General features: G+C 71.6%; 18 protein-coding genes and 1 riboswitch. Of the genes, 10 read left to right on the top strand and 8 right to left on the bottom strand.

Going from position 1 to position 17,795, the window contains the following annotated elements:
• Nucleotides 1–33: 33 nt before the first annotated feature.
• Entirely contained in the window at nucleotides 34–1,188 is a 1,155-nt protein-coding gene (gene nagA, locus ABT041_RS06920; RefSeq protein WP_351180206.1) for an N-acetylglucosamine-6-phosphate deacetylase, read from the bottom strand.
• A complete protein-coding gene (locus tag ABT041_RS06915) occupies nucleotides 1,188–2,126 on the bottom strand; it encodes an ROK family protein (protein WP_351180203.1) in 939 nt (312 codons plus the stop codon). The genes nagA and ABT041_RS06915 overlap by 1 nt, the downstream gene beginning before the upstream one ends.
• Before the next feature lie 230 nt (nucleotides 2,127–2,356).
• Here ABT041_RS06915 and ABT041_RS06910 point away from each other — a divergent pair, with 230 nt between their 5' ends.
• From ABT041_RS06910 to otsB, 3 genes are read left to right on the top strand one after another with little or no spacing between them, the layout of a single operon-like run.
• On the top strand, nucleotides 2,357–3,640 hold the full coding sequence (locus tag ABT041_RS06910) for an extracellular solute-binding protein (protein WP_351180200.1): 1,284 nt from the start codon (nucleotides 2,357–2,359) through the stop codon (nucleotides 3,638–3,640).
• 12 nt (nucleotides 3,641–3,652) lie between these two features.
• Nucleotides 3,653–3,904, top strand: coding sequence for a DUF3263 domain-containing protein (locus tag ABT041_RS06905; protein ID WP_351180197.1), 252 nt, complete (start codon nucleotides 3,653–3,655; stop codon nucleotides 3,902–3,904).
• Between the two features lie 47 nt (nucleotides 3,905–3,951).
• Nucleotides 3,952–4,833 (top strand): trehalose-phosphatase, encoded by an 882-nt coding sequence (gene otsB / locus ABT041_RS06900; RefSeq protein WP_351180194.1) that lies wholly within the window; start codon nucleotides 3,952–3,954, stop codon nucleotides 4,831–4,833.
• Nucleotides 4,834–4,981: 148 nt separating this feature from the next.
• Here otsB and ABT041_RS06895 read toward each other — a convergent pair whose 3' ends face one another.
• Both ABT041_RS06895 and ABT041_RS06890 read right to left on the bottom strand, forming a co-directional pair.
• A complete protein-coding gene (locus ABT041_RS06895) occupies nucleotides 4,982–7,288 on the bottom strand; it encodes an immune inhibitor A domain-containing protein (protein ID WP_351180191.1) in 2,307 nt (768 codons plus the stop codon).
• A 135-nt stretch (nucleotides 7,289–7,423) separates the two neighbouring features.
• Nucleotides 7,424–8,305, bottom strand: coding sequence for an NAD(P)-dependent oxidoreductase (locus ABT041_RS06890; protein ID WP_351180188.1), 882 nt, complete (start codon nucleotides 8,303–8,305; stop codon nucleotides 7,424–7,426).
• Between the two features lie 99 nt (nucleotides 8,306–8,404).
• Here ABT041_RS06890 and ABT041_RS06885 point away from each other — a divergent pair, with 99 nt between their 5' ends.
• Complete coding sequence (locus tag ABT041_RS06885) at nucleotides 8,405–8,758, top strand: winged helix-turn-helix transcriptional regulator (protein ID WP_351180185.1); 354 nt, start codon at nucleotides 8,405–8,407, stop codon at nucleotides 8,756–8,758.
• A 136-nt stretch (nucleotides 8,759–8,894) separates the two neighbouring features.
• On the opposite strand, the gene ABT041_RS06880 is transcribed toward ABT041_RS06885, so the two are convergent.
• On the bottom strand, nucleotides 8,895–9,806 hold the full coding sequence (locus ABT041_RS06880; RefSeq protein ID WP_351180182.1) for a serine/threonine-protein kinase: 912 nt from the start codon (nucleotides 9,804–9,806) through the stop codon (nucleotides 8,895–8,897).
• An 85-nt stretch (nucleotides 9,807–9,891) separates the two neighbouring features.
• On the opposite strand from ABT041_RS06880, the gene ABT041_RS06875 reads away from it, so the two are divergent.
• The 3 genes from ABT041_RS06875 to ABT041_RS06865 all read left to right on the top strand — a co-directional run bounded on the left by ABT041_RS06875 (nucleotide 9,892) and on the right by ABT041_RS06865 (nucleotide 12,063).
• Nucleotides 9,892–10,437, top strand: a complete 546-nt coding sequence (locus ABT041_RS06875) for an RNA polymerase sigma factor (protein ID WP_351180179.1) — start codon at nucleotides 9,892–9,894, stop codon at nucleotides 10,435–10,437.
• Entirely contained in the window at nucleotides 10,434–11,276 is an 843-nt protein-coding gene (locus tag ABT041_RS06870) for a hypothetical protein (RefSeq protein WP_351180176.1), read from the top strand. Before ABT041_RS06875 ends, ABT041_RS06870 begins: the two co-directional genes overlap by 4 nt.
• Nucleotides 11,277–11,370: 94 nt before the next feature.
• Nucleotides 11,371–12,063 (top strand): hypothetical protein, encoded by a 693-nt coding sequence (locus ABT041_RS06865; RefSeq protein WP_351180173.1) that lies wholly within the window; start codon nucleotides 11,371–11,373, stop codon nucleotides 12,061–12,063.
• Nucleotides 12,064–12,185: 122 nt separating this feature from the next.
• On the opposite strand, the gene ABT041_RS06860 is transcribed toward ABT041_RS06865, so the two are convergent.
• The 3 genes from ABT041_RS06860 to ABT041_RS06850 form a co-directional block, all read right to left on the bottom strand.
• Nucleotides 12,186–13,541: an alpha,alpha-trehalose-phosphate synthase (UDP-forming) gene (locus tag ABT041_RS06860; RefSeq protein ID WP_351180171.1), complete on the bottom strand. Its 1,356-nt coding sequence runs from the start codon at nucleotides 13,539–13,541 to the stop codon at nucleotides 12,186–12,188.
• Nucleotides 13,542–13,623: 82 nt separating this feature from the next.
• A complete protein-coding gene (locus ABT041_RS06855) occupies nucleotides 13,624–14,061 on the bottom strand; it encodes a hypothetical protein (protein ID WP_351180169.1) in 438 nt (145 codons plus the stop codon).
• A 38-nt stretch (nucleotides 14,062–14,099) separates the two neighbouring features.
• Nucleotides 14,100–15,068, bottom strand: a complete 969-nt coding sequence (locus ABT041_RS06850) for a glucosyl-3-phosphoglycerate synthase (protein ID WP_351180166.1) — start codon at nucleotides 15,066–15,068, stop codon at nucleotides 14,100–14,102.
• A 149-nt stretch (nucleotides 15,069–15,217) separates the two neighbouring features.
• Nucleotides 15,218–15,364, top strand: a riboswitch (SAM riboswitch).
• On the opposite strand from ABT041_RS06850, the gene thrC reads away from it, so the two are divergent.
• The 3 genes from thrC (at nucleotide 15,358) to ABT041_RS06835 (ending at nucleotide 17,571) form a co-directional block, all read left to right on the top strand.
• Nucleotides 15,358–16,665 carry a threonine synthase gene (gene thrC, locus ABT041_RS06845; protein WP_351181022.1) on the top strand — a complete coding sequence of 436 codons (1,308 nt, stop codon included), beginning with the start codon at nucleotides 15,358–15,360 and terminating at the stop codon, nucleotides 16,663–16,665. It overlaps the preceding riboswitch by 7 nt.
• A 14-nt stretch (nucleotides 16,666–16,679) precedes the next feature.
• Complete coding sequence (locus tag ABT041_RS06840; protein ID WP_351180164.1) at nucleotides 16,680–16,958, top strand: MoaD/ThiS family protein; 279 nt, start codon at nucleotides 16,680–16,682, stop codon at nucleotides 16,956–16,958.
• A gap of 409 nt (nucleotides 16,959–17,367) precedes the next feature.
• A complete protein-coding gene (locus ABT041_RS06835) occupies nucleotides 17,368–17,571 on the top strand; it encodes a cold-shock protein (RefSeq protein WP_015035246.1) in 204 nt (67 codons plus the stop codon).
• Nucleotides 17,572–17,795 lie beyond the last annotated feature (224 nt).

The following is a 17,795-nucleotide window of genomic DNA, read 5'->3' as shown; positions in this document are numbered from 1 at the left end:
CCACGGCCGACCGCCTTCCCGGGTGACACCTGATCAGGCGGCTTTGTCCGCCGTGGGGTCGACGATCCACTCGCCCTTGCGCATGACGCCCCTGAGCTCGAACTCGGCGTCGAGGACGACGATGTCGGCGTCCTTGCCGGGCTCCAGGGAGCCCACCCGGTCGTACACGCCGAGCAGCCGGGCCGGGTTGGCGGAGATGGCCTGGACGACCGACTCGACGGGCAGGCCGTCGATGGTGGCGGCGCGCTTGAACGCGCGGTCCAGGGTGAGGGTGGAGCCGGCGATGGAGCCGCCCTCGACGAGGCGGGCGACGCTGTCCTTCACGTCGACCGCGAGCGGGCCGAGCATGTAGCGGCCGTCGCCGAAGCCGGCGGCGTCCATGGCGTCGGTGATGAAGGCGACGCGCCCGGGGCCCGCGTGGTGGAAGGCGAGCTCCAGGGCGGCGGGGTGGAGGTGGGTGCCGTCGTTGATGAGCTCGACGGTGATCCGCTCGTCCTCCAGGAGCGCGGCGATCGGGCCGGGGGAGCGGTGTCCGAGCGCGGGCATCGCGTTGTAGAGGTGGGTGGCGACGGTGGCGCCCGCGTCGATGGCCGCCCGCGTCTGCTCGTACGTGGCGTCGGTGTGGCCGATGGCGGCGATCACGCCGTGCTCGGCGAGCAGGTGGACGGAGTCGAGGCCGCCGGGCAGCTCGGTCGCGAGGGTGACCATCTTGGCCTGGCCGCGGGCGGCGTCGATCAGCTTGCGGACCTCGGCCGGGTCGGGGTCGCGCAGCAGCGTCTCGTCGTGGGCGCCCTTGCGGCAGGGGGAGATGAACGGGCCCTCGAAGTGGAGGCCGGCGATCTCGCCCTGCTCGGCGAGCTCGGAGAGCAGCCCGGCCCGCCGGGTGAGGAAGTCCATGTCGCCGGTGACGAAGGAGGCGACGACGGTGGTGGTGCCGTGCAGGCGGTGGGTGTGGACGCCCTTGAGGACCTCGTCGACGGTGCCGGAGGTGAAGGACGCGCCGCCGCCGCCGTGGTTGTGCATGTCGACGAAGCCGGGGACCAGCCAGTGCCCGGTGAGGTCGACGGTGGGGGCGTTCTCGGGGGCGGAGCCCGCGATGCGGTCGCCGGCGACGATCACGCGTCCGTTCTCGACCGTTCCGGTGGGCAGCACGACGTGCGCGCCGGCGAGAACCTGGTGATCGGCCATCAGGCGGAAACCTCCGAGTCGAGGGAGAGAAGGTCCCAGGCGAGGAGGCCCGCGCCCAGGCATCCGGCGGTGTCCCCGAGGGCCGCCGGGACGATGGCGGGCAGCTTCTGGAACGTGACGCGTTCCTCCACGGCGGCCCGGAGGGGTGTGAACAAGGTTTCCCCGGCCTCGGCGAGACCGCCACCGATGATGAGCGTCCGGGGGTCGAGGAGGGTGAGCGCGGTGACGAGCCCGTCGGCGAGCGCGTCGACGGCGTCCTGCCAGACCCGTACGGCCGTGGGGTCGCCGGACTCGACGGCCTTCGCGCAGTCGGCGGCGTCGGCCTCCGGGTCGCCGCTGGCCTCGGCCCAGGCGAGGGAGACGGCGGAGGCGGAGGCGTACCGCTCCAGGCAGCCGCGCTGGCCGCAGCCGCAGTCGGTGCCGCCGGGGCGGACGACGATGTGACCGATCTCGCCCGCGTAGCCGTGGGCGCCGGCCTCGATGCGGTCGCCGATGCCGATGGCTCCGGCGATGCCGGTGCCGAGGGGGACGAAGAGGAAGCGGTCGGCGCCGTTGCCCGCGCCGATACGGCCTTCGGCGAGGCCGCCGGTGCGCACGTCGTGGCCGAGGGCGACGGGGACGCCGTCGAGCCGGCGGCTGAGGAGTTCGCGCATGGGAACGTCGCGCCAGCCGAGGTTGGCGGCGTAGACGGCGATGCCGTTCTCCGCGTCGACGATGCCGGGGACGGCGACTCCGGCCGCGGCCGCGGGCTCTCCGTACCGCTCCTGGCCGAGGGCGCGGAGCTCTTCGGCGAAGCCGAGGATCGTCTCCACGACGGCCTCGGGGCCGCGCTCGCGCCCGGTGGCGCGGCGGGCCTCGTGCAGCAGGGTGCCGTCCGCCCCGACAAGGGCGGCCTTCATACCGGTGCCGCCCACATCCAGGGCGATGACGTGTCTCACGGGGGACATTCTGGCGCGCGAGGACCTAACAGGTCTAGTCCACTGGCCAGGATTGTTGCGCTCGGATACAAATTCGACGCCGACCATGGGGCCATGGTCCCGCCGCAGTTGCGGAAGTGATACCCAAGTGGTGTAGACCTCATGCCCGGGGGCGGGGCAGACTTACGGCCCTGAGAAGTGCAAACACGCAGCTCAATGCAGATGGACGACAGCTCAACGACGAGCAAAAGGTGGATGAAGCCGTGGAGCGGCGACGATTCCTTGGACTGACCGCGGCCGCCGCCGCCCTCGGACTGACCGCGACGGTCGCCGGCTGCGGCACCCTCGGCGGTGACTCCGGCGACGTGACCCTGAAGCTGGTCGCCGCCGACTACGACCTCAACGGCGGCGACAGCACCAAGAAGTACTGGGCCGACCTCGTCGCCGCCTTCGAGGCGAAGCACCCCGGCGTCAAGGTCGAGGTCCAGGTCCTCTCCTGGGACGACGTCGACCGCAGGGTCGCCGAGATGGTCAAGGACGGCGAGGCCCCCGACATCGCCCAGATCGGCGCCTACTCCGACTACGCGGCCGCCGGACAGCTCTACGCCGCCGAAGAGCTCCTCTCCATCCCCGTCCAGGCCAACTTCCTCGGCCCGCTCGCCTCCGCCGGCGCGTACAAGCGCACCCAGTACGGCATGCCCTTCGTCGCCTCCACCCGGCCGCTCTTCTACAACAAGGCCCTCTTCCAGGAGGCCGGCGCCAAGGCCCCCACCACCTGGGACGAACTCGTCGAGGCCGCCGAGAAGCTCAAGGCCAAGGGCGTCACCACCCCCTTCGCCCTGCCCCTCGGCCCCGAGGAGGCCCAGGCCGAGGCCCTCATGTGGCTGCTCGCCGGCGGCGGCGGCTGGACCGACGCCTCCGACCGCTACGCCGTCGACTCCGAGGCCAACGTGCGCACCTTCGAGTGGCTCCGCACCCACCTCGTCGGCAAGGACCTCACCGGCCCCATCGCCCCCGGCAAGCTCAACCGCAAGACGGCTTTCGCCGCCTTCGCGAGCGGCGAGGTCGGCATGCTCAACGGCCACCCCTCGCTCCTCAAGGAGGCCGCGAAGCGGGGCGTCCAGGTCGGCCAGGTCCCGCTGCCCGGCGCCGAGGGCACCCCCAGGACCTCCATGGGCGTCGCCGACTGGATCATGGGCTTCAGGCAGAACGGCCACCACAAGGAGATCGGCGACTTCCTCAACTTCGTCTTCAGCGACGAGAACGTCCTGAAGTTCGCCGGGGACAACGACCTGCTGCCGGCCACCGTCACCGCCTCCACCCGCATGGAGACCGACCCCGAGCACGAGAACCTGCGCGTCTTCCTCAAGGTCCTGCCCGACGCCCAGCTCCCGCCGGTCGGCAAGACCTCCTGGGCCAAGGTCAGCGAGAACATCAAGCAGAACATCGGCAAGGCCGTCACCCCCGGCGCCAGGCCGTCCGAGGTCCTCGGCCGGATAGGACGGGACGCGACGGCGCTGGAGAACGCGGAGTAATAGGTTGGTCCTATGACCGACGAGGCCGAAGGCAGTGGGCTCGGGGAGCGCGAGCAGGCGCTCCTCGCCGTCGAGCGGCGCTCCTGGCCCGGCCCCGGTGCCAAGGAGCGCGCCGTCCGCGAGCGGCTCGGGCTCTCGCCGACCCGCTACTACCAGCTCCTCAACGCCCTCCTCGACGACCCGCGTGCCCTCGCCCACGACCCTGTCACCGTCAACCGGCTGCGCCGGGTCCGGGAAGAGAAGCAGCGGCGGCGAGAAGGGTGACCCCGGCCACGCTGACGTGACACCCGTACGTCGGTAGGGTCGGAAGCATGGTCAGCAGCCTCCCGCACCCGACCTTCCCCAAGCTCTCAACCCTGTTCGAGCAGGGGAGACCCCATTCGTCCGGCCGCGACGGCCTGGCCGCGCTCCTCGCGCGGCCCGCGAAGGCCGTCGTCGCCCTCGACTTCGACGGCACCCTCGCCGACATCGTCCCCGACCCCGAGCAGGCCCGCGCCCACCCCGGTGCCGTGGCAGCCCTCGCCGCCCTCGCCCCCCGGGTCGCCTCGATCGCCGTCGTGACCGGCCGCCCCGCCGGGGTCGCCGTCCGCTACGGCGGCTTCGCCGGCGTCCCCGGCCTCGAGCACCTCGTCGTCCTCGGCCACTACGGCGCCGAGCGCTGGGACGCCGTCACCGGCACCGTCCAGGCCGCCGCCCCGCACCCGGGCGTCGCCTCCGTCCGCGCCGAGCTTCCCGGCTTCCTCGACCGGGCCGGGGCCTGGCCGGGCGTCTGGATCGAGGAGAAGGGCCGCGCGGTCGCCGTCCACACCCGCCGCGCCGAGGACCCGGAGGGCGCCTTCGAGGCCCTCAAGGGCCCGCTCGGCGACCTGGCCGTCGCCCACGGCCTCGTCCTGGAGCCGGGCCGCATGGTCCTGGAGCTGCGGCCCCCGGGCATGGACAAGGGCGTCGCCCTCGCGGAGTACGTACGGGAGGTGGGCGCCGGGTCCGTGCTCTACGCGGGCGACGACCTGGGCGACCTGCCGGCCTTCGCGGCGGTCGAGAAGCTCCGCTCCGACGGCACCCCGGGCGTCCTGGTGTGCAGCGGCTCCACGGAGGTCCCGGAACTGGCCGGCCGCGCGGACCTCTCGGTGGCGGGCCCGCCGGGCGTGGTGGAGTTCCTGACGGAACTGGCGAGGGCGGTACGGGAGGCCTGAGGCGGCCGGCCCGCAGGCGCGGCCCAGCGGCCTCGGAGACGCGGGCCCGGAGACGCGGGCCCGGAGACGCGGACCCGGAGACGCGGGCCCCGGACATACGAGGAGGGCGGTACGGAAGCTCCGTACCGCCCTCTTCTTCTCGTACGGATCAGTGCGCGGCCGGGTTGGCGACGCTGATCGTCAGGTCGTCGCCGGCGTCACCGGTGACCGTGACGCGCAGGCCGTGACCGGCGACCTTCACGCTGGCCTGGGGGGCCGTCGTGTCGTAGTACGCGTTCGGGTCGGTGTCGTCGAAGACCGGGATGCCCGGGACGGAGGGGGCGCAGGCCGCCAGCGTCTGGACGGTCTTGTTGCCGCCCTTGCCCACCAGGACCTCCTTGTGGAGGCAGGTCGCGTCGGTGGCCTCCAGGCCGAAGGTCGCGTCGAAGGGCTGGCGACGGTTGCTGGGCGCGGTCCCGTCGGCGTACCGGAACGGGGCCGGGCGGGCGTCGACGGCCATCGCCGAGCCGCCACCGGGGTGGTTGCTGACGTTGTTGTCGTCGAAGGACCGGTCGACGTACCAGACCAGCATGCCGTTCTGGAACTTGAAGAACTCGACCCAGTCGGGCGCCGTGATGCCCTTGCTGAACTGGTACGGGCCCTGGGCGAGGAGCGCGTCGGAGCCGACGTACTCGCGGTTCTCCACGAGGTAGTACCGCGGGGCGGTGGCGGTCTCGGTGCCGGTGGAGATCTTCCAGCGGCCCTGCGCGGTCCAGCCGCCGACGCCCTGCTCGACGTCGTCCGACGCCAGGGTCGTGCCGCCGGAGGTCAGCGCGATGTCGTCCAGGAACGCGCCGGCGAAGTGCACGCCGCCGTCGCTCTGGTAGCGGAAGCGGAAGAGGGACGGCTTGCCGGCGGAGTCGTACGAGTAGCGCAGCGTCGTCCACCGGCCGGCGGAGGAGCCGGAGACGGCTGCGCCGGCGCGGGCCCAGGTGGCGCCGTTGTCGAGGGAGTACTCGGCGAAGAGGTAGTCGAAGTCGGCCTCGATCTCGTACCAGGCGCTCGCCTTGACCGTGACGCGCGAGGTGGCGGGCACGGAGCGGGTGAGGGACTGGTTGAGGCCGTCGGCCGAGCCGGTCCACCAGGCGTGGGTGCCCGAGGTGGGCGTCGCGTAGGTGGTGCTGCTCGTCTTGTCGGGGAGCGCGATGCGGACGGCCTGCTCCTTGCCGGTGACCTGGAGCGCGGCAGGGCTCAGCGTGTACGAGCCGGTGGCGCCGAGCGGTGCGTCGGCGTAGTCCAGCCAGCCGAGGAAGAGCTTCTCCTCGGCGCCCATGAGGCCCGGGTGGGTGCCGATGCCCTCGTTGGCGGCGGCGCCGTGGCCGAGCCAGGAGCCGGAGCTCATGAGGGTCCAGAAGGCGGTGGAGTTCTCGCCGCCGTTGGTGTCGTAGAAGTCCGGCAGGCCGAGGTCGTGGCCGAACTCGTGGCAGAAGACGCCGAGTCCGCCGTTCTCGCCCTCGGTGGTGTAGTCGCCGAGCCAGTACTTGGACTGGCCGATGCGGGCGCCGCCCTGCTTGTTCTGGGTGCCGGAGACGTCGGGGCCGGTGAGGCCGTAGTCGTCGCCGTTCACGTACCAGCGGTGGGACCAGATGGCGTCCTCGCCCTGGGCGCCGCCGCCGGCGTCCTCGCCCATGCCGGCGTGCACGGCCTGGAAGTGGTCGATGTAGCCGTCGGCCTCGTCGAAGTTGCCGTCGTGGTCCCAGTCGTTGCGGTCCCAGACGTCGAACTGGGCGAGGTACGCGTCGATCTCGGCGGGCGACTTGCCGGCCGCGAGCTGGGCGTTCCACCAGGCGTCGCCGGTGTCCTGGATGAAGGCCCAGGAGCCGCCGGTGTCCTCGACGGAGTTGTCGCCGTAGGTGGAGGCGTTGCCGGGGACCTTGACCCAGTCCTCGACGGTGTTGGTCACCGAGTACTTGCCGCTGGACAGGCCCTCGTAGAAGGTCTTCATGGACTCGCCGGAGCCGTTGAAGAGTTCCTCGTAGTGGGCCTTGGAGAAGTCCGCGGTCCAGGCGTTGGAGTTGTCGGTGCTGCGGTCCGGCTGGGGTATCTGGTTGTGCAGCGGGCCGGGGACGGTGCCGAGCTTGCCGGAGCCCTGGTCGCCGAACTCGGAGAGGATCGTGAAGATCTTCTCCTGGCGGGTGGCGGTGGTGGTCTCGGTCTCGGCGAACTTGCCGGGCGCGACCTCGACGACGCCCTTGGCGTTCGCCTTGGCCTTGCCCTTGGCGACCAGGTCGATGGCCTGCTCGCGCAGCTTGGTGCGCTGCTTCGTGAGAGGTCCGGGCCGGTCGTCGGTCCGGTGCGCGTTCGCGCCCGCGGGTGCGACGTCCCGGGCTTCCTGCGCGGCGGCGGGGGTGAGCCCCGCGGCGAGGAGTGCGGTGAGCGCCGACCCGAGGGTCATGCCCACGACAATCTTCTTCACGTGTCTTGCGATCCTTCCGCTTTGCCTCTGGGGTGGGGAAAACGGATCGCCTGGGGGAACGATCGCCGCAGAGTCTGACACGAGAGGACCCCTCAGGAGGAGGGGTAGCACCGAATAGCGACGACGGATTCCCGCTCAACGAAGCAACAGGTCCACGACGCCGGTCAGGTCTTCCTGCCCGCTGCCCGTGTCGAGCCGCCGCCGCATCAGCTCGAAGTAGGGCCGCAGCAGCTCCGCACTGACGCCCTCCCCCTCGGCCGTGGCCAGGAACGTCGGCGTGCCCGCCACCTGCATCGCGAGGTTCGAGACCACGCCGGTGGTGTAGTCGCCGCTCTTCAGCTGCGCGGCCGTCCGGTGGACGCTCGGGGCCATGGCGGAGAGGAAGTCGGCGAGCAGCGGGGCGAAGGCGACGGGGTCGACGTCCGCCCTCCGTACGAGGGCGAAGGCGTGCGCGACGCCGGCGAACATCCCGTACATGGCGCTGAGCAGGGCCACGTCGTGCAGGGCGGCGAACCCCGGGTCCTCGCCGACGTACTCGGTGCCGACAGGTACGGCGAGGACGGTCCGGCGCATCTCGAACAACTCCCGGGAGCCGCTGTAGAAGACGTAACCGCCGGCCTCGGGGACACCGATCATCGGCGGGACGGCCATGATGCCGCCGTCGAGGTAACGGGCGCCCCGCTCCTCGGCCCAGGAGGCCCGGGCCCGGGCCTGGGCGGGGGTCGTGGTGGTGAGGTTGACGAGGTCCTTGCCGACCAGGTCGACCCCGTCGAGGGCGGATCCGACGGACTCGTCGTCGAGCAGACAGACGACGACGAGCCCACCCGCCGCGACGGCCGCGGCCGCACTGTCCGCGACCTTCGCCCCCTCGGCGGCGAGCGCCTCGGCGCGGGCGGGGGTGCGGTTCCAGACGGTGAGCGGATGCCCGGCCGCGAGCCAGGTGCGGGCGAGGGCGGCACCCATGGCGCCGAGACCGAGGAGGGAGACGGGGGACTTCGGGATGTTGTTCTGCGTCATGCGCAGAAGGCTGCTGCAGGCCCTCTGACCTGCTCAAGTACCCACTTCCAAGTGGGTGGTTACCCTGAGGTGAGCGAACAGGTCAGAAGGGTGGGGCGCGTGGCGACACTGAACCGACCGGCAGCCGGGACCGGCCACGTCTGCGGGATCGACACCGCGATGGAGGTGATCGGCGGCAAGTGGAAGGTCCTCATCCTCTGGGCGCTCCACGAGCAGCCCCACCGCCGCTTCGGCGAACTCCGCCGCCTGGTCCCGGGCATCACGGAGAAGGTCCTCGCCTCCCACCTGCGCGAGATGGAAACGGACGGCATCGTCGCCCGCGCCTCCTACGACGAGGTCCCGCCCCGCGTCGAATACACCCTCACCGAGTCCGGCCTCCGCCTCAACGAGGCCCTGGAGCCGCTGGCGGCGTGGGGGAGGGAGCGGCGGGAATCCATGAGCACCGCTCGCTGAGAGCCGGCGAGAATCCGTCGTCATGGGAGCGGACGTACACGGATTCATCGGGTGCCGGATCACGTACGGCACCATCGATGAGGAGGACGACGAGGTCCGGCGCCGGTACGAGGCGCGGACCGGCTCCCCGTCGGATTCAACGCTGCAGCCAGCTCAGCAGGGTCGTCGCCGTGAACACCGCGCCCGACGCCAGACAGACCGTGCGCGGGGTCAGCCACCCGGGGCCTTCCAGGGGCTGGGACTGCGGGACCGGAGCCAGCAGCGCGTCGGCGAAGGCCTGCGCGGTCGGCGGTCGATCCGCCGGCTCGACGGACATCGCGGCCCGTAGCAGCAGGGCGACGTTCGGTGGAAGCTCCGCTCCGGCCGGGAGCGCCGGCAGCGTCGAGGCGGTCGGCTGGTCGGTCATCAGGGCTGTGGCGCGCCCGCCCGGGCCGAACGGCTTCTGCCCGGTCAGCAGCTCGTAGGTCACGACGGCCAGCGCGTAGACGTCTGCCCTCCCGTCGAACCCGCCGGTCTGGAAGGCCTGTTCCGGTGCCATGTACGCCGGCGTGCCCGTGGTCACCGTCAGCCCGGACGCGTCGGCCAGTTGCTTCGCGCTGCCCAGATCCGCCACCAGCACCGCGGCCGGCGCAGAGCCGGTGGAGAGCAGCAGGTTGGACGGCTTGACGTCGCGGTGCACCACACCCGCCTCGTGCAGGACCTGGACCGCGTAGCCCGCCTCCGCAGCCAGCCGCAGCGCCTCCTGCGGGTCGCACTGCCCGACCCGGTCCTCCAGGGTGCCGCCGCGTACGTGGTCCATGACGAAGTAGGGCCGGTCCTCCTGCACCCCGACGTCGTGCACGCGGACCACCCGCGGGCTGGCGATCCGGCGCAGCAGCCTCGCCTCCGCCAGGAACCTCTCGCGCACATCGGCGTTGGCGGCCCAGTTGTCGGCCAGCACCTTCACCGCGACCTCGGTGTCGAGCTCCGGGTCGTAGGCCTTCCAGACCGTCGCGAAGGAGCCGGCTCCGAGCCGCTCCAGGAGGAGGTAACGGCCGAGCTTGCGCATGTGGCAGCATTCTGCCGGAGTCGGGGGGAGTGGGGAACTCCCGTTCGGCGGGCGGGATGCCAGGCGGGACGAAACGGGGATCAGGGTGTTCGAGGAAGGCGAGCTGGAACGGCTCGTGGCGGCTGCCAAGGCGGGCGACCCGGGGGCGATGGAGTACCTGCTGGCCAAGCTGCGGCCGATGGTGCTGCGCCGCTGCTCGCGCTTCCTGCCCCACCACGCCGACGCGGAGGAGGCCGCGCAGGACGCCCTGCTGTCCATCAGCACGCACCTGGGCGAGTACGGCGGCCACGGCTCCTTCCTGGGCTGGGTGACGGTGATCGCCTCGAACGCCGCCCGGTCCACCTACCGCTCGATGCGCCGACGCGCCGAGGACAGCCACGCCGACCTCCCCGAGTCGGTCGACCCGCGCACCACGAGCGTCATCGCCGGGAGCCGGCTCGACCTGATGGAGGCGTTGGCCGCGCTGGAGCAGCAGCACCCCACCCTGGTGGAGTCCTTCGTGCTGCGCGACCTGGGCGACCTGACCTACGTCCAGGTGGCCGAGCAGGTGGACGCCCCGTTGGGCACGGTCAAGGACCGGATCCACCAGGCCCGCCGCTTCATGCGCGAGCGCCTGGTCACCGGTCCGTGAACGGCGGTCCCGCGAGGGGCGGCGGCCACGCCGTCGTCCGGCCCCGGTCCGCCGTCGCCGCCCTGGTGGCGGCCGCCGTGCTCGGGCTGGTGACCGGCCGATTCGTCCTGCCCTCTCCGCCCGGCGCCGACGCGCACCCGGCAGCGCGGTCGGGTGCAGCGGTCGGCGGGGCGACCCAGGGCGCGTCCGCTCCCGCGCCGCCCGGCGCGTCCACCCCTGCGCCCTCGGCCTCCGGTTCCGGCTCGCCGACCGGTTCGACCGGGCCGGTGACGAAGGCGAACCTTCTGGAACCCGCGGCGTTCGGCCCGGACGCCGGCGTCGGGAAGATCCACGTCACCGACCGGTACGGCGACGGGAATTACGCCAACGCGGCCTGCACCGGGGAGAAGACCCTCACGGAGACCCTGGGCGGGCCCGGTGCCCACTTCCGCGGACTGATGACCGGCACCCGCACCAACGCGAGCGACCCCACGCTGGCCTGGGACGGCGCCGACCAGGTCGCCCGCGAGGTCGCCGCCGAGGCCCGGAGCGCTTCCCTGGCGCAGAACTTCTCCCAGCGCCTGCTGCTGGAGCAGGTGCCCTGCCAGGAGGAAGCGCCAGGGCACTGGGTCTATGGAAGGACCACGACGCTGCGGCTCGCCCCGGACGTCACCGCGAGCTGGATGGGCGTCTACCAGGGATCCCTCAACACCACCGGCACGGCGCCCGAGGGCGAGGAGCCCTGCGGCGGCATCGCCGTGCTGCGCAGCGGCACCCACTACGGGGTGCTGGAGGTCGACGCCTGCCTGGGGACGGCCGCGATGGACCGCGTCGTGAGGACCGCTTTGTCACGGCTGTGAAACAGCCGGTCAGGGCTCCAACTTTCCCTCCTCCGGCGGCATCTCCCCGGTTGTACGAGGACGCAGCAGGCGTCCCGACCAGCAGGGGGACCAGATGACCGAGAACCAGACCGTCCAGCAGAAGTCCGTTCGCCGCAACCGGGTCGCCGCCGCGGCCTGCTTCGCCGCCGCACTGATCACGGCCGGCGTCGCAGGCACCCAGTCGGCCGCCGCCGCCGGGGCCGCCCACCGCACCGCGGTCGCCGCCCACCAGGCCGCGGCCGCGGTCGCCGTGCCCCGACTCGGCTCCGCGGACCTCGTCCAGAGCGAGGACTTCCCGAAGGCCCTGAACCCGGTCGGCGCGACCGTTGCGCTGGACGGACGCCAGGGGCTGTCCGCGTGCTCCGGCGAGGAGACGATGCGCGACCTGACCAAGGGCAAGGCCACCGCGTACGCGTCCGTGAACTGGACCCTCACCACCGACGGCCGGCTGAGCGAGTCGGCCGCGAGCGCCCCCACCAAGGCCGCGGCCGCCACCTGGGAGAAGCAGCTCGTCGCGCTCGTCCAGGACTGCCAGGACGAGCCCGCCGGCCACTGGTACTACGGCGCGGCCCACACCCTGACCACCACCGGCGGCACCGCCCGCTGGTACCCGGCCTACAACGGCGACGGCACCGCCGCCGGCGGGGTCGCGGTCCTGCGCAGCGGCACCAGGGTCGGCATCGTCGAGCTCACCGGCCGGCCCACCCACGCCCCGACCCACGTCGAAGGCATCGCCACCGCAGCGCTGAACCGCCTCTCCTCCTGAACGGCAGCCCGCTCCGCCCGCGCCGTCGGGCGGAGCGGCGCCGCATCGACGCTGTCGTACGCGCGCACGCGCGCAGCCTGCGTGGGACGGAGGCCGTTCTCGATCTCTTCCGGGCCACCGGCTCACCGTTCCCGCAGCGCCTCCAGCTGGTCCAGGAACCAGCGTTGCGGGGGGAGCGCGGTGGCCGCGGCGGCGAGGCGTTTGGTGCGGTCCGCCCGTTCCGTGGAGGGCATCGTCAGGGCCGTGTGCAGGGCCCGGGCCGTCTCCGTGACGTCGAAGGGGTTCACCGTGATCGCGTCCTCGTGGAGTTCCTCGTACGCGCCCGCCTCACGCGAGAGGACGAGCGCGCAGCCCGACTCCGAGACGACCGGTATCTCCTTCGCCACCAGGTTCATGCCGTCGCGCACCGGGTTCACCAGGGCCACGTCCGCCATGCGGTAGGCGGCCAGGGAGCGGGTGAAGTCGTCCTCCACCGAGACCAGGACCGGCTGCCAGTCCGCCGTGCCGAACTCCGCGTTGATCTCGTTCGCGAGCCGTGTGACGGCGGCCGTGTACGAGCGGTACGCCTCCAGGTCCTGGCGCGAGGGGTACGCCGAGGCCATGTGCACCACCCGGTCGCGCCATTCCGGGTGGGTCGCCAGGAGCTCCCGGTAGGCCTGCAGGCCTCTCAGGATGTTCTTCGAGAGTTCCGTCCGGTCCACTCGGACGATGGTCTTCCGGTCGCCGACCTCGTCCCGCAGCCGCGCCAGGCGGTCGTCCACCTCCGGGCGGTACGCCAGCGCCCGCAGCTCCTCCCCGTCCACCCCCAGGGGATACGCGGCCACCCGCGTCCGTCCCAGCCCGCCCGCGCCCCGCTCGAACGCCTCCGCCCACGCGTGCGTGTGGAAGCCCAGCCGGTCCGCGCCCAGCATCCCCCGCAGGAGTTCCCCGCGGATGTCGGTCGGGAGCATCCGCAGGTACTCCGGCGATGCCCACGGCGTGTGCGTGAAGTGCGCGATCCGCAGGTCCGGGCGGAGGTCCCTGAGCTGCCCCGGGACCAGCGCCAGGTGGTAGTCCTGCACCAGGACCTCCGCGCCCTGCGCCGCCTCCGCCGCCAGGGCCTCCGCGAACGCCCGGTTGTAGCTCCGGTACGACTCCCAGCGGCGGCGGAACCCCGCGTCGAAGACCGGCTCGCGCGGGATGTCGTACAGGTGGTGGTGGAGGAACCACAGCACCGAGTTCGCGATGCCGTTGTACGCGTCGGCGTAGATCCCCGGATCGATGTCCAGCATGCGCACGCCCGGCTCCGCCGTCCCGCGCCGCACCGCCTCCCGGTCGCCCTCGCCGAGCGCCGCGCAGACCCAGAGGCTCTCCTGGGAGTCGATGGTGCTCAGGGCCGACGCCAGGCCGCCGCCGCCCTTGCGGGCGTCCAGCGAACCGTCCTCGCCCAGCGCGTACGAGACCGGGCCCCGGTTGGATGCCACCAGCACAGTTGCCATGTGGCGAACCTAGCCCGTCCCGTAAACGCTCAAACGTACGTATACGAGACGAGCTGATTCGGCCACGAGGAGTTGCCGCAGGTCAGTCGCGTCGGCCGCGCATCGCCGCCTTCGCCACCAGGCCGGTCGCCGCCAGGGCCACCGCCAGCGCCCCGAGCAGCCACAGCCGCTCGCCGCTGCGCCCGGTCTCGGCCGTGGAGCCGGCGTGACCGCCCCGGGGCCCGGGGGTCGGGGGTGCGGGTCTGTTGCGGAGCACGAAGGTGTTGTTGTCGTCCGAGCCCTGGCCGGAGGCCGCGGTCGCGCAGCGGGCCGCCAGGTCCGCCGGGGCGGTCGGACAGCCCATGACCGTGTTGCCGATCGTCGTGAAGTCGCCGTACGGCGACTCGTCGTACCGCTTGCCGAAGGGCTCGACCACGTCCGCGGCGGCCGGACCGGCCGCCGTGAACGCGAGCGAGCCCGCGACGAGCCCGGCGGCCGCGAGCACTCTCCCGAGCCCGAGGTGAAGGTGCGTGAAGCGCATAAAAGGGCAATTTATGCAAAGCGGATCATTGCGGGGCGTTACGCCACGCGGCGGTGCGCGTACTCCGCGATCTCCACCATCGGCGGCCGCTCCTCCGTGTCCACCGCGTACGTCCGCGGCTCGAAGCCCTTCTCGCCCCGCTCGAACTGCGTCAGCCGCGGCCGCACCAGATGGCCCCGCGAGAGCCGCAGCTGCGCCGTCCGGTAGATCGCCGCCGCCATCCGGCCGAGCGCCTGCCCGTCCTGGTGCCGGTGCTTGCGCACCCCCACGTCCACCTGCGCGAGCGCGTCCAGGCCCACCGTGTGCAGGGCGTCCACCAGCAGCCCCAGCTCCACCCCGTAACCGACCGGGAAGGGGAGCCGTTCGAGCAGCGAGCGCCGCGCCGCGTACTCGCCGCCCAGCGGCTGCACGAAACCGGCGAGCAGGGGCCAGTGGAGGTTCAGGAGCGGGCGCGCCACCAGCTCCGTCACCCGGCCGCCCTGACCGGGAGCCTTGCCGGAGGCGAGCCCATCGAATTCCGTGCCGAACGGGCGGTCGTACATCGCCTTCACGAAGTCCACGTCCGGGTCCGTGAGCAGCGGCCCCACGATCCCCGTCACGAAGTCCGCCGAGAAGTCCCGCAGGTCCGCGTCCACGAAGCAGACCACGTCCCCGCTCGTCGCCATCAGCGACCGCCAGAGCACCTCGCCCTTGCCGGGCACGGCCGGTATGCGGGGGAGTATCGCGTCCCGCGCGACCACCCGCGCGCCGGCCGCCGCCGCCACCTCCGCCGTACGGTCCGTGGAGCCCGAGTCGATCACCACCAGCTCGTCCACGAGGGGCACGGACTCGGTCATCAGCTCGCGCCGGATCACGGAGACGATGTCCCCGACCGTCGCCTCCTCGTTCAGCGCGGGCAGGACGACGCTGACCGTCGTCCCCCGCTTGGCGGCGAGGATCCGCTCCAGCGGCCGGTCCGCCACGGACCAGGACCGCCGGCCCAGCCAGCGCTCCACCTCTTCCAGCACATGATCTCCATCTCGCGGTTCGGACGGCCGGTTCAAGCGTCCGGGCCTTCGGTTACAGTCTTGAACAACGCGGATGCCCGATGCACGTCGGGGTGCCGCCCGCGTCGGAGTGCAGGAACGAAAGTCCACCGCGCTTCACAATCGAATACCGCTCATCCAGAGGGGCAGAGGGAAACGGCCCGTTGAAGCCCCGGCAACCCTCCAGTCGGTTTGTCTCGTCCTCCAGCGAGGTCCCCGGCTAGGGAAGGTGCCAAATCCGTCTCATGACGAAAATTTCGTCATGGGAAAGATGAGGAGAAAGGGCCTCGCCTCCATGGCTGTTCAGACCGTCGCACCCACCACCGTCGACCTCGGTCCCGCGTCCGGGCTTTCCTGTCGCGAATGTGGTGAAGTCTTCCCGCTCGGCCCGATCTTCGCCTGCGAACTCTGTTTCGGACCGCTCGAAGTCGCGTACGACCTTCCCACCGGTGACCCCGAGGCGCTGCGCAAGCAGATCGAGGCCGGCCCCGCCAACATCTGGCGCTACGCCCCCCTCCTGCCCGTCCCGTCCGACGTCGCCGAGAAGCCCAACCTGAACCCCGGCTGGACCAAGCTCGTCCAGGCCGACAACCTCGCCGCCGCGATCGGCGTCGAGCCCGGCAAGCTCTTCGTCAAGGACGACTCCGGCAACCCGACCCACTCCTTCAAGGACCGGGTCGTCGCCCAGGCCCTCGAAGCCGCCCGCGCCTTCGGCTTCACCACCCTCTCCTGCTCCTCCACCGGCAACCTGGCCGGCGCCGTCGGCGCCGCCGCCGCCCGCGCCGGCTTCCGCTCCTGCGTGTTCATCCCGCACGACCTGGAGCAGGGCAAGGTCGTCATGGCCGGTGTCTACGGCGGTGACCTCGTCGCCATCGAGGGCAACTACGACGACGTCAACCGCTTCTGCTCGGAGCTCATCGGCGACCCGCTCGGCGAGGGCTGGGGCTTCGTGAACGTCAACCTCCGCCCGTACTACGGCGAGGGCTCCAAGACGCTCGCGTACGAGATCTGCGAGCAGCTCGGCTGGGTCGTCCCCGACCAGCTCGTCATCCCGATCGCCTCCGGCTCCCAGCTCACCAAGATCGACAAGGGTCTCCAGGAGCTCATCAAGCTGGGCCTCGTCGAGGACAAGCCGTACAAGATCTTCGGCGCCCAGGCCGAGGGCTGCTCCCCGGTGTCGGCGGCCTTCAAGGCCGGCCACGACGTCGTACGGCCCCAGAAGCCGAACACCATCGCCAAGTCCCTCGCCATCGGCAACCCGGCCGACGGCCCCTACGTCCTCGACATCGCCCGCCGGACCGGCGGCGCCGTGGAGGACGTCAACGACGAGCAGGTCGTCGACGCCATCAAGCTCCTCGCGCAGACCGAGGGCGTCTTCGCCGAGACCGCGGGCGGCGTGACCGTCGGCGTCACGAAGAAGCTCGTCGAGGCCGGTCTCATCGACCCGAGCCTCACCACCGTCGTCCTCAACACCGGCGACGGACTCAAGACCCTGGACGCGGTGGCCGACACCTCTCAGGCGACCGCCACCATCCGCCCGAGCCTGGACGCGTTCCGCGACGCCGGCCTGGCGCTCTGAAAGGTAACGAACACATGGCCGTGAACGTCCGCATCCCCACCATCCTCCGCACCTACACGGGCGGCCAGGCCGAGGTCCAGGCCGAGGGCGCGACCCTCGCCGAGGTCATCGCGGACCTGGAGAAGAACCACACCGGCATCGCCGCCCGCGTCCTGGACGACCAGGGCAAGCTGCGCCGCTTCGTCAACGTGTACGTCAACGACGACGACGTGCGCTTCGAGCAGGGCCTGGAGACGGCCACCCCGGCCGGTGCGGGCGTCTCGATCATTCCCGCCGTCGCCGGCGGTTGCTGATCTCCGGCTGATCTCCGGCCGAGGTCTACCAGTCAGTACGAATTGCCCCTTCCGCGCGATAAGCGGAAGGGGCAATTCTGCATGGTTGAGCGCGGTAGAGTTGGGGAAGTCCCCTCCGCTGCTCATGCCAAGCGCATATGAGAATGCGTCCCCGCACGACAAGAAGCAGCCAAAGTGTGTGCGCGTTGTGTACCTTCTGCGCGCTTTGCCGGGCCCGACTTGCCCCGTCATCCAGGGGATTATCCCCAATTCCCCTTTCCAGGACGCCCAGAATTCTCGGTCGAATGACCTGTTGCAGAGGGCAGTTGGGCAGATACATTCAGCCGCGGTCGACGCGTTCCGGCGCAGGGTCTGACCCGGGTCCGCGAAGTGCGGTCCCGCGCAAGGGCCAGTAATAGGGGAGTTAGGCATGGCTCAGGGCACCGTCAAGTGGTTCAACGCGGAGAAGGGCTACGGCTTCATCGCGGTAGACGGTGGTGCGGATGTTTTCGTCCACTACAGCGCGATCCAGATGGATGGCTACCGCAGCCTCGAAGAGGGCCAGCGGGTCGAGTTCGAGATCTCGCAGGGCCAGAAGGGTCCGCAGGCGGACATGGTCAAGCTCGCCGTCTGAGCGCGGCGCGATCGGCCACCGACGCAACGCCGTCGAGGGGTCCGCATCCCTGAGGGGATGCGGACCCCTCGCGCGTTCCCGAGACCTCGCGGGGAGGTGCCCGATCCACGAGAGTCGCTTGCACTCGCATGGGTCGAGTGCTAATCATTGGCGTTAGCACTCGGAAGGTGAGAGTGCTACGAGGATCGGGCAGACGAGGCCGCCGGCCGGGTGGGGCAAGGAAC

Origin of the sequence: Streptomyces sp. NPDC002825 (assembly GCF_040295385.1) — a bacterium.
Taxonomy (GTDB): Bacteria; Actinomycetota; Actinomycetes; order Streptomycetales; family Streptomycetaceae; genus Streptomyces.
The sequence above is the reverse complement of the archived record's forward strand: the minus strand, read 5'-3'. Positions and strand labels throughout refer to the sequence as shown.

Excerpts from the sequence above, each read along its gene's own strand:
- nagA (WP_351180206.1), bottom strand. The coding sequence starts at position 1,188 with ATGGCCGATCACCAGGTTCTCGCCGGCGCGCACGTCGTGCTGCCCACC.
- ABT041_RS06905 (WP_351180197.1), top strand. The coding sequence starts at position 3,653 with ATGACCGACGAGGCCGAAGGCAGTGGGCTCGGGGAGCGCGAGCAGGCG.
- otsB (WP_351180194.1), top strand. The coding sequence starts at position 3,952 with ATGGTCAGCAGCCTCCCGCACCCGACCTTCCCCAAGCTCTCAACCCTG.
- ABT041_RS06890 (WP_351180188.1), bottom strand. The coding sequence starts at position 8,305 with ATGACGCAGAACAACATCCCGAAGTCCCCCGTCTCCCTCCTCGGTCTC.
- ABT041_RS06880 (WP_351180182.1), bottom strand. The coding sequence starts at position 9,806 with ATGCGCAAGCTCGGCCGTTACCTCCTCCTGGAGCGGCTCGGAGCCGGC.
- ABT041_RS06865 (WP_351180173.1), top strand. The coding sequence starts at position 11,371 with ATGACCGAGAACCAGACCGTCCAGCAGAAGTCCGTTCGCCGCAACCGG.
- ABT041_RS06860 (WP_351180171.1), bottom strand. The coding sequence starts at position 13,541 with ATGGCAACTGTGCTGGTGGCATCCAACCGGGGCCCGGTCTCGTACGCG.
- ABT041_RS06855 (WP_351180169.1), bottom strand. The coding sequence starts at position 14,061 with ATGCGCTTCACGCACCTTCACCTCGGGCTCGGGAGAGTGCTCGCGGCC.
- thrC (WP_351181022.1), top strand. The coding sequence starts at position 15,358 with ATGAGGAGAAAGGGCCTCGCCTCCATGGCTGTTCAGACCGTCGCACCC.
- ABT041_RS06840 (WP_351180164.1), top strand. The coding sequence starts at position 16,680 with ATGGCCGTGAACGTCCGCATCCCCACCATCCTCCGCACCTACACGGGC.
- ABT041_RS06835 (WP_015035246.1), top strand. The coding sequence starts at position 17,368 with ATGGCTCAGGGCACCGTCAAGTGGTTCAACGCGGAGAAGGGCTACGGC.